This window comes from Kitasatospora sp. NPDC056327, from assembly GCF_042261735.1.
GTDB lineage: Bacteria > Actinomycetota > Actinomycetes > Streptomycetales > Streptomycetaceae > Kitasatospora.
Genome location: NZ_JBHJRC010000338.1, coordinates 1 through 8,658, shown reverse-complemented (window position 1 = coordinate 8,658; position 8,658 = coordinate 1). Strand labels below are relative to the sequence as shown.

The 8,658-nt window shown below is 75.7% G+C and carries 5 protein-coding genes; all 5 read left to right on the top strand.

The features are described 5' to 3' along the window. The first annotated feature begins 266 nt into the window (after positions 1 to 266). A complete protein-coding gene (locus ACFCX4_RS31835; protein WP_376150155.1) occupies positions 267 to 428 on the top strand; it encodes a hypothetical protein in 162 nt (53 codons plus the stop codon). 243 nt (positions 429 to 671) lie between these two features. After that, positions 672 to 4,100: a S8 family serine peptidase gene (locus ACFCX4_RS31830; protein ID WP_376150152.1), complete on the top strand. Its 3,429-nt coding sequence runs from the start codon at positions 672 to 674 to the stop codon at positions 4,098 to 4,100. A 192-nt stretch (positions 4,101 to 4,292) separates the two neighbouring features. Continuing rightward, on the top strand, positions 4,293 to 5,330 hold the full coding sequence (locus ACFCX4_RS31825) for a 3-isopropylmalate dehydrogenase (RefSeq protein WP_376150149.1): 1,038 nt from the start codon (positions 4,293 to 4,295) through the stop codon (positions 5,328 to 5,330). Positions 5,331 to 5,549: 219 nt separating this feature from the next. Then, positions 5,550 to 6,662 (top strand): branched-chain amino acid aminotransferase, encoded by a 1,113-nt coding sequence (locus tag ACFCX4_RS31820; RefSeq protein ID WP_376150146.1) that lies wholly within the window; start codon positions 5,550 to 5,552, stop codon positions 6,660 to 6,662. 343 nt (positions 6,663 to 7,005) lie between these two features. Further along, complete coding sequence (gene cimA, locus ACFCX4_RS31815; protein ID WP_376150143.1) at positions 7,006 to 8,616, top strand: citramalate synthase; 1,611 nt, start codon at positions 7,006 to 7,008, stop codon at positions 8,614 to 8,616. The last annotated feature ends 42 nt before the right edge of the window (positions 8,617 to 8,658 follow it).

The following is an 8,658-nucleotide window of genomic DNA, read 5'->3' as shown; positions in this document are numbered from 1 at the left end:
GCCGTGCGCACGGCGGTCCGGGCCCTGGCGCGTTCCTCCGGGTGAGGTCCGTCTCAGATAGTAGGAAATCCAAGTATCCGTGCAGACACCGCCGGGCCGGAGTCGTACCGTGGAAGGGCCGTACGGTGTGCCGCCCCTGTAGCCAGGGTGCGCGGCCCGTGTGCGCGCGTACGCCCGATGGGCGGGTGATCCCCGCCCGGTGTACCCCCTCCTCCCCACCCGCCGCGTCCGTTCCCACGGCGCGTACCGAACCAAGGAGCCCCGGTATGCCCCCCACCGCCGACCGCCGTGCCACCTCCGCCCCGGCCGCCCCGCAGACCCGCGCCCCGCGCCGGCGACGGGCCGCCGAGCACAACCCCTTCGCCGCCGCCGCGCTCCAGCGGGCGCTGGACCGCCGCGACAACGGCGGCGTGACCGGACACCACTGAGTCCCCCGGCCCGGCCCGCGCCCCGAGGGCGCGCGGGTGGCGTTCATCCGCCGAATGGGCCGGACGGGCTGACGGACCGTCACTCCCCGGGGTGCAACTCGCCACCGTTCGGGGGAGACCGCTCGCCCCGACCGGCGCGATATTCCTAATTTGGGACCCCCGGAAGGGTGATCGACGGCCGCGCGGGCGGGCGTCAGCGGCAGAGCATGCGGATCAGTTCCCCCGGCCGGGGGAGAGGACCCCATGCGTCGCCCCGGTCGGAGTCCAGGTTCCGCCCCTCCCACGTCCACCGGCCGCGGTGTCCGCCGGCCGCTCGCCCGGATCGGCCTCGCCCTGGCGCTGCTGGCCGGACCGGCGCTGCTCACCGGCGCCGCACCGGCCGCCGCCGGCCCCCCGGCGGCCCCGCCGGCCCGGGCCGACGGCGCCCCCGTCCCCGTCCTGCTGGAACTCGGCACCGAGCCCGTCGCCCCGGTCTGGCGGCGGGCCGGTGACGAGGCCCGGCGGCGGCAGCGCTCCCCGGAGGCCGTCCGCGGGGAGGCCGCCCGGGCCGGCGCCGCCCAGCGGGCCCGCGCCTCCGCCGCCCTGGACCGGCTGGCCGACGACGTGCACGGGGCCGTGCCCGCCGCCCGGGAGCTCTACCGCACCCGCACCCTGCTCACCGGCCTCGCGGTGAGCGTGCCGGCCGGCCGGCTGCCCGCGCTGCGCGCCCTGCCCGGGGTCGCGGCCGTGCACCCGATCGTCCGCATGGGGAGGGCCAACGCCCACTCCGTGCCGGTCACCGGCGCGCCCGCGGTCTGGGCGGGCGGCCCGTCCGACGGCGGTCCGCCCGGGGGCAACACCGGGCAGGGTGTGCGGATCGGCATCGTCGACAGCGGCATCGACTACACCCACGCCGACTTCGGCGGGCCCGGCACCGAGGCCGCCTTCCGCTCCGTCGACGGCGCGAAGCCCGCGCCCGCCGGACTGTTCCCCACCGCCAAGGTGACCGGCGGGCGCGACCTGGTCGGCGACGACTACCAGCCCGACCCGGGCGCCCCGCACTACCAGCCCGACCCGCGCCCCGACGACAACCCGATCGACTGCGACCGCAACGGCCACGGCACCCACGTGGCCGGCACCGCGGCCGGCCTCGGCGTCACCGCCGACGGGCGGCCCTACCAGGGCCCCTACCGCCCCGGACTGGACCCGGCGGGCTTCCTGGTCGGCCCCGGAGCCGCCCCCGGCGCCCAGCTCTACGCGATCCGGGTCTTCGGCTGCGACGGCTCCACCGACCAGCTCGGCCAGGCCCTCGACCTGGCCGCCGACCCGGACGGCGACGGCGACCCGAGCGACCGCCTGGACGTGCTCAACCTCTCGCTCGGCAGCCGGTTCGGCTCCACCGACGACGCCGAGGCCCTGGCCGTCGACCGGCTCGCCGCCCTCGGCACCGTGGTGGTCGCCGCGGTCGGCAACGAGGGGGACGTCCACGGCATCGGCGGCAGCCCCGGCACCGCCGCCCGGGCGCTCGCCGTCGCCGCCTCCGTCGACCCGCACAGCGACGCCGACGGCATCACCGTGCTGGAGCCGCAGCCGCTCGCCGGCGTCGTGCCGACCCACTGGAGCGCCCGCTACCAGGACTGGTCCACCGCCGACGTGTCCGGTGAACTCGCCCTGCCCGCCGACCAGACGGACGGCTGCACGGCCTTCTCCGAGGCCGACCGGCAGCGGATCGCGGGGCGGATCGCGGTGCTCGCCTGGAGCACCCGGGAGTCCGAGCGCGCCTGCGGCTCCGGCCCGCGCGCCGACCACGTCGCCGGGGCGGGGGCGATCGGCGCCCTGCTCGCCGCCGACGACGACCACCTCGCCGAGATCGCCGGCAACGACCGGGTCCCGCTCGCCCTGCTCGGCCGCGCCGACGGCGAGCGGCTCCGGACCGGCGCCGCCGCCGGTCCGGTCCGGGTGCGCCTCGCCGCGCCCGGCAACCCGCTGCACGGCGTCGTCGCCCAGGAACAGCCGCGGCGGCTCGACACCCTCACCGACTTCACCTCGCGCGGCATCGGCGTGCCCGGCGTGGTCAAGCCCGACCTCGCCGCCCCCGGCGAGACCATCTGGTCCGCCCGGGTGGCCACCGGGACCGGCGGGCAGCGCGAGGACGGCACCTCGATGGCCACCCCGCACGTGGCCGGGCTGGCCGCCCTGGTCCGCGCCGCCCACCCCGGGCTGAGCGTCGAGCAGGTCAAGGCCGCGCTGATGAACACCGCCGGGGACACCTGGCTCGGCGACGGCGCCACCGGCCCGGTCCACGGGCCCGAGCGCACCGGCTCCGGCCGGGCCGCCGTGGACCGGGCCGTGCGCACCCCGGCGGTCGCCTACGCGGCCGGGGAGGGGGCGGTGGAGGGCGCCGTCGGGGTCTCCTTCGGACCGGTCGCCGTCGCCGGGCCGCTCGCCCTCGACCGCGAGGTCGAGGTGCGCAACCTCTCCGGTGCCCCGGTCGCCTACCGGACCGGCTACGCGGCCGCCACCGAGGTGCCCGGTGCCCGCTTCGAGCTCGCTCCCGCCCGGGTCGAGCTCCCGCCCGGCGGCACCGCGCGGGTCCGGGTCACCCTGAGCGTGCCGGGCGAACTCGGCCGCGCCCCCGACCCGACGATCGCCACCGTCCAGGCCGGCCGGGCCCGCACCTACCGGGCCGAGCTCTCCGGCCGGCTGCTGCTCACCCCCGACGACCCGGCCCTGCCCGGGCTGCGGGTGCCGCTGTTCGCCGCCCCGCGGCCGGCCACGGAGCTGACCGCCACCGACCCGGTCCGCACCACCCGTTCCGGCGCGCTGGTCGCGCTCACCGGCACCGGTGCGCCCGGCGGCCGGCCCGGTCTGCTCAGCGCCTTCGAGCTCGGCGGGGAGGGCGCCCGCTGGGCCGACTGCCCGCCGGACAGCGGGGCGGCGGTCGGCCCCGGCGCGGGCGTCGTCCCGGAGGGGAGCACCGCGGAGGAGGAGCACCTCCAGGACCTCTGCGTGGTGCGCCCCGGCGACCGGGCCGCCAACCTGCGCGCGGCCGGCGCCGCCACCGACGCGCCCGCCGTCGCCGGGGACCCGGTCCAGGAGGGCCGGCTCTACCTCGGGGCCCAGGTCTGGGCCCCGGCCGCCACCCCGGTCGGGCTGTTCGCCGTCCGGGCCGCGCTGGACACCGACGGGGACGGCGTCACCGACGTCGTCGTCAAGGCCGACCGGCTGCGCGGCAGCGACGTCCTGGTGGCCCGGGCCCTGGACGCCCGGACCGGCGCCGAGCTGGACGTCCAGCCGCTGAACGCCCGCTGGGGCGACACCGACACCGCCCTGCTGGACTCCGACAGCGTGGTCCTGCCGGTCCGCCTCGCCGTCCTCCCGGGGATCGGCCCCGGCCACAGCACCGTCCGCTACGCCCTGTGGACCGGCCTCACGGGCGGTGGCACGCCCGACCCGGCCGAGGCCTTCTCCGCCATCGGCCTGGCGGGCACCGGCCCGACCCTCGCGGTGGACGTCCTGCACCCCGCCGTGGACGTCCGCACCGGCCCCGGCGGCCCCACCGCCCTCGCCTCGCCCGTCCAGCCGGCCACCGTCCTCGACATCCGCCGCACCGGCCCGGGCGGGTCGCGCGTCCTGCTCCTCCACCACCTCAACCCGGACGGGCGGCACGGCCAGGTCCTGAAGCTCCCGTAGCCCCCGGGACGGCCGCTCCCCGGAAGCCGGGGAGCGGCCGTCGGCGGTTCGGGGGCGGCCACCACGGCAGGCCGGAGCCGGACCGCCCCCGCCCGGTCGGAACCGGTGCCGACCGGGCGCCTCCGGGCGGCACGCTGTCCGGATGGTGGACGGCGGATGTCAGGCTCTGGGACACCGGAGTAGCCTCCGAGCATGTCTCGCACGATTCGTCTCGCAGTTGTCCCGGGTGACGGCATCGGCCAGGAAGTGGTGGCCGAGGGCCTCAAGGTGCTCGGGGCCGCGCTTCCCGCAGATGTGAAGCTGGAGACCACCGAGTTCGACCTCGGGGCCCGGCGCTACCACCGCACCGGGGAGACCCTCCCGGACAGCGCCCTCACCGAGCTCAAGGAGCACGACGCGATCCTGCTCGGCGCCATCGGCGACCCGAGCGTGCCGTCCGGCGTCCTGGAGCGCGGACTGCTGCTGAAGCTGCGGTTCGCCTTCGACCACCACATCAACCTCCGCCCGGGCCGGCTCCTCCCCGGCGTGGCGGGCCCGCTCGCGGGCGACCCGCGGATCGACTTCGTGGTCGTCCGCGAGGGCACCGAGGGCCCGTACACCGGCAACGGCGGCTCGCTGCGCACCGGCACCGAGCACGAGGTGGCCACCGAGGTCAGCGTCAACACCGCGTACGGCATCGAGCGCGTGGTGCGCGACGCCTACCGCCGGGCCCAGGCCCGCCCGCGCAAGAAGCTGACCCTGGTGCACAAGAACAACGTGCTGGTGCACGCCGGCCACCTGTGGACCCGGATCTTCGAGCAGGTCGGCCGGGAGTTCCCCGAGGTCACCACCGACTACCTGCACGTCGACGCGGCGACCATCTTCTTCGTCACCCAGCCCGAGCGGTTCGACGTCATCGTGACCGACAACCTGTTCGGCGACATCCTGACCGACCTGGCCGCCGCCGTCACCGGCGGGATCGGCCTGGCCGCCAGCGGCAACATCAACCCGAGCGGCGCCTTCCCGTCGATGTTCGAGCCCGTGCACGGCTCGGCGCCGGACATCGCGGGCCAGGGCAAGGCCGACCCGACCGCCACCGTGCTGTCGGTCGCCATGCTGCTCGACCACCTCGGGTACGCGGCCGAGGCCGCCCGGATCGAGGCCGCGGTCGCCGCCGACCTCGCCGAGCGGGCCGGGACCCGCACCACCAGCCAGGTCGGCGACGCGCTCGCCGCCCGAGTATCCGCCTAGGAGGCCGGAACCCCGACAAACGGTGTTCCGGCCCGGTGGGCCGGACCCCATAACGGCAGCTTGAGGTTCCCCAAGGAGCCCGCGGCTGTTCGGCACGGCCCTCTGGATGCGAGTATCGACAGTGGGCCGTGCCGTCGTGCGTCCGTTCCGTCTCAGGGGACGGGGCGTTCACCCGGCGGAGGCGGCCCGGACCAACCCCACGGTGAAGGACACACAGCCATGAGCACGCCCACCCAGGCGCCCATCACGTTCGACCTCAAGCCCTCCGCCCACCCGCTCTCCGACGCGGAGCGTGAGGCCCGGCTGGCCAACCCGGGCTTCGGGCGCGTGTTCACCGACCACATGGTCACCATCCGCTGGACCGAGGGCGTGGGCTGGCACGACGCCCGGTTGGCGCCCTACGCGCCGATCGAGATGGACCCGGCCAACATGACCCTCCACTACGGCCAGGCGATCTTCGAGGGCCTCAAGGCCTACCGCCAGGCCGACGGCTCGATCGCGACCTTCCGCCCGGAGGCCAACGCGGCCCGCTTCCAGGCCTCCGCCCGCCGCCTGGCGATGCCGGAACTACCGGCCGAGACCTTCGTCGAGGCCGTGGAGCTGCTCGTCCAGCAGGAGCAGGCCTGGGTGCCGAACGAGCCGGAGCAGAGCCTGTACCTGCGCCCGTTCATGTTCGCCACCGAGGTCGGCCTGGGCGTCCGCCCGGCCAACTCCTACCTCTTCATGATCATCGCCTCGCCGGCCGGCGCCTACTTCCCCGGCGGCGTCAAGCCGGTCTCGGTCTGGCTCTCCGAGGACTACGTCCGCGCCGCCCCCGGCGGCACCGGCGCCGCCAAGTGCGCCGGCAACTACGCCGCCTCCCTGGTCGCCCAGGCCGAGGCCGCCGCCAAGGGCTGCGACCAGGTGGTCTGGCTCGACGCCGCCGAGCACCGGTGGATCGAGGAGATGGGCGGCATGAACCTCTACTTCGTCTTCGGCGAGGGCGAGGACGCCAGGATCGTCACCCCCGAGCTGTCCGGCGCCCTCCTCCCCGGCATCACCCGCGACTCGCTGCTGCAGCTCGCCGCCGACCTCGGCCACGCCGTCGAGGAGCGGCGGATCTCCACCGACGAGTGGAAGCAGGGCAACGCCGACGGCACCCTCACCGAGGTCTTCGCCTGCGGCACCGCCGCCGTCATCACCCCGGTCGGCTCGGTGAAGTCCAACGGCGGCGACTGGACCGTCGGCGCCGGCGAGCCCGGCCCGGTCACCATGGAGCTGCGCCGCGCCCTGCTCGCCATCCAGGGCGGCCAGGCCCCCGACACCCACGGCTGGCTGCACCGCATCGTCTGATCCCGGCCGCGACCCGGCCGTCCCGGATGCCGAGACGGCCGGGCCGCACCGCGGACCGATGTGCCAGACTGCGAACGTGTCCTCGCTGTCGCTGATTATTAGCAGCAGGCGCGCCGGTCCGCAGTGACCGCCACCGCACCACCCGATGCGGGGCGACCACCAGCGTCCAGACCCGCGCGCAGACCTCTCGCACCCGCGAGAGGTCTTTTTGTTTCCCCCGGACCGGCCGGAGCCCCCACAAGGGGCCGAGGGACACCGGGGAGCGCGCGGGATGCTGGACAGTGGAGCCGGATCAGAACCGGCAGAGCAGTACCCGACCTCCCGGAACGGAGAACCCAGGGTCATGACCCAGGTGAGCAACCTCCCCGACGACGCGTTCCACGTCTTCGACACCACGCTGCGCGACGGCGCCCAGCGCGAGGGCATCAACCTCACGGTGGCCGACAAACTGGCCATCGCCCGGCACCTGGACGAGTTCGGCGTCGGCTTCATCGAGGGCGGCTGGCCCGGCGCCAACCCCCGGGACACCGAGTTCTTCGCCCGCGCCGCGGACGAACTGGAGCTCCGCAACGCCGTGCTGGTCGCCTTCGGCGCCACCCGCCGGGCCGGCGGCAGCGCCGCCGACGACCCCCAGCTCGCCGCCCTGGTGAACTCCGGCGCACCGGTGGTCACCCTGGTCGCCAAGTCCCACGACCGGCACGTCGAACTGGCGCTGCGCACCACCCTGGAGGAGAACCTGGAGATGGTCCGCGACAGCGTCGCGTACCTGCGCGCCAGGGGCCGCCGGGTCTTCATCGACTGCGAGCACTTCTTCGACGGCTACCGGGCCAACCGGGACTACGCGCTGGCCGTGGTCCGCGCCGCCCACGAGGCCGGCGCCGAGGTGGTGGTGCTCTGCGACACCAACGGCGGGATGCTCCCCTCCGGCGTGCGCGAGACCGTCGCCGAGGTGCTCGCCGAGACCGGCGCCCGGCTCGGCATCCACGCCCAGGACGACACCGGCTGCGCCGTCGCCAACACCCTGGCCGCCGTCGACGCCGGCGCCACCCACGTCCAGTGCACCGCCAACGGCTACGGCGAGCGGGTCGGCAACGCCAACCTCTTCCCGGTGGTCGGCGCGCTGGAGCTCAAGTACGACCGCCGGGTGCTGCCGGCCGGCAGCCTCGCCGAGATGACCCGGATCTCGCACGCGATCGCCGAGATCGTCAACCTCACCCCCTCGACCCACCAGCCCTACGTGGGCTTCTCGGCCTTCGCCCACAAGGCCGGACTGCACGCCTCGGCGATCAAGGTCGACCCGGACCTCTACCAGCACATCGACCCCGGGACGGTCGGCAACACCATGCGGATGCTGGTCTCCGACATGGCCGGCCGCGCCTCCGTCGAGCTCAAGGGCAAGGAGCTCGGCTACGACCTCTCCGCCGACCGGGACCTGGCCGGCCGGGTGGTCGCCAGGGTCAAGGAGCAGGAGAGCCTCGGCTACACCTACGAGTCCGCCGACGCCTCCTTCGAGCTGCTGCTCCGCGACGAGGTGCGCGGCCGCCGCGAGCGCTTCTTCACGCCGGAGTCCTGGCGGACCATCAGCGAGCAGGGCCCGGGCGGCACCACGGGCAACGAGGCGACCGTGAAGCTCTGGGCGAAGGGCGAGCGGATGGTCGCCACCGGCGAGGGCAACGGCCCGGTCGACGCCCTGGACAAGGCGCTGCGCACCGCCCTGGAACGGATCCACCCGCAGCTGGCCAAGCTGGAGCTGGTGGACTACAAGGTCCGGATCCTGGAGGGCCAGCACGGCACCGGCTCCAAGACCCGGGTGCTCATCGACACCACCGACGGCACCGCCACCTGGTCCACGGTCGGGGTCGCCGACAACGTGGTGGCGGCCTCCTGGCTGGCGCTGGAGGACGCCTACACCCACGGCCTGCTCCGGGCCGGCCTGGAGCCGGACACGTACTAGAGCCCGGCAGAACGGCGCGGCCCGTGGACCGGAGGGTCCGCG

Coding starts and splice junctions, on each gene's coding strand:
- ACFCX4_RS31835 (WP_376150155.1), top strand. CDS start 267: ATGCCCCCCACCGCCGACCGCCGTGCCACCTCCGCCCCGGCCGCCCCG.
- ACFCX4_RS31830 (WP_376150152.1), top strand. CDS start 672: ATGCGTCGCCCCGGTCGGAGTCCAGGTTCCGCCCCTCCCACGTCCACC.
- ACFCX4_RS31825 (WP_376150149.1), top strand. CDS start 4,293: ATGTCTCGCACGATTCGTCTCGCAGTTGTCCCGGGTGACGGCATCGGC.
- ACFCX4_RS31820 (WP_376150146.1), top strand. CDS start 5,550: ATGAGCACGCCCACCCAGGCGCCCATCACGTTCGACCTCAAGCCCTCC.
- cimA (WP_376150143.1), top strand. CDS start 7,006: ATGACCCAGGTGAGCAACCTCCCCGACGACGCGTTCCACGTCTTCGAC.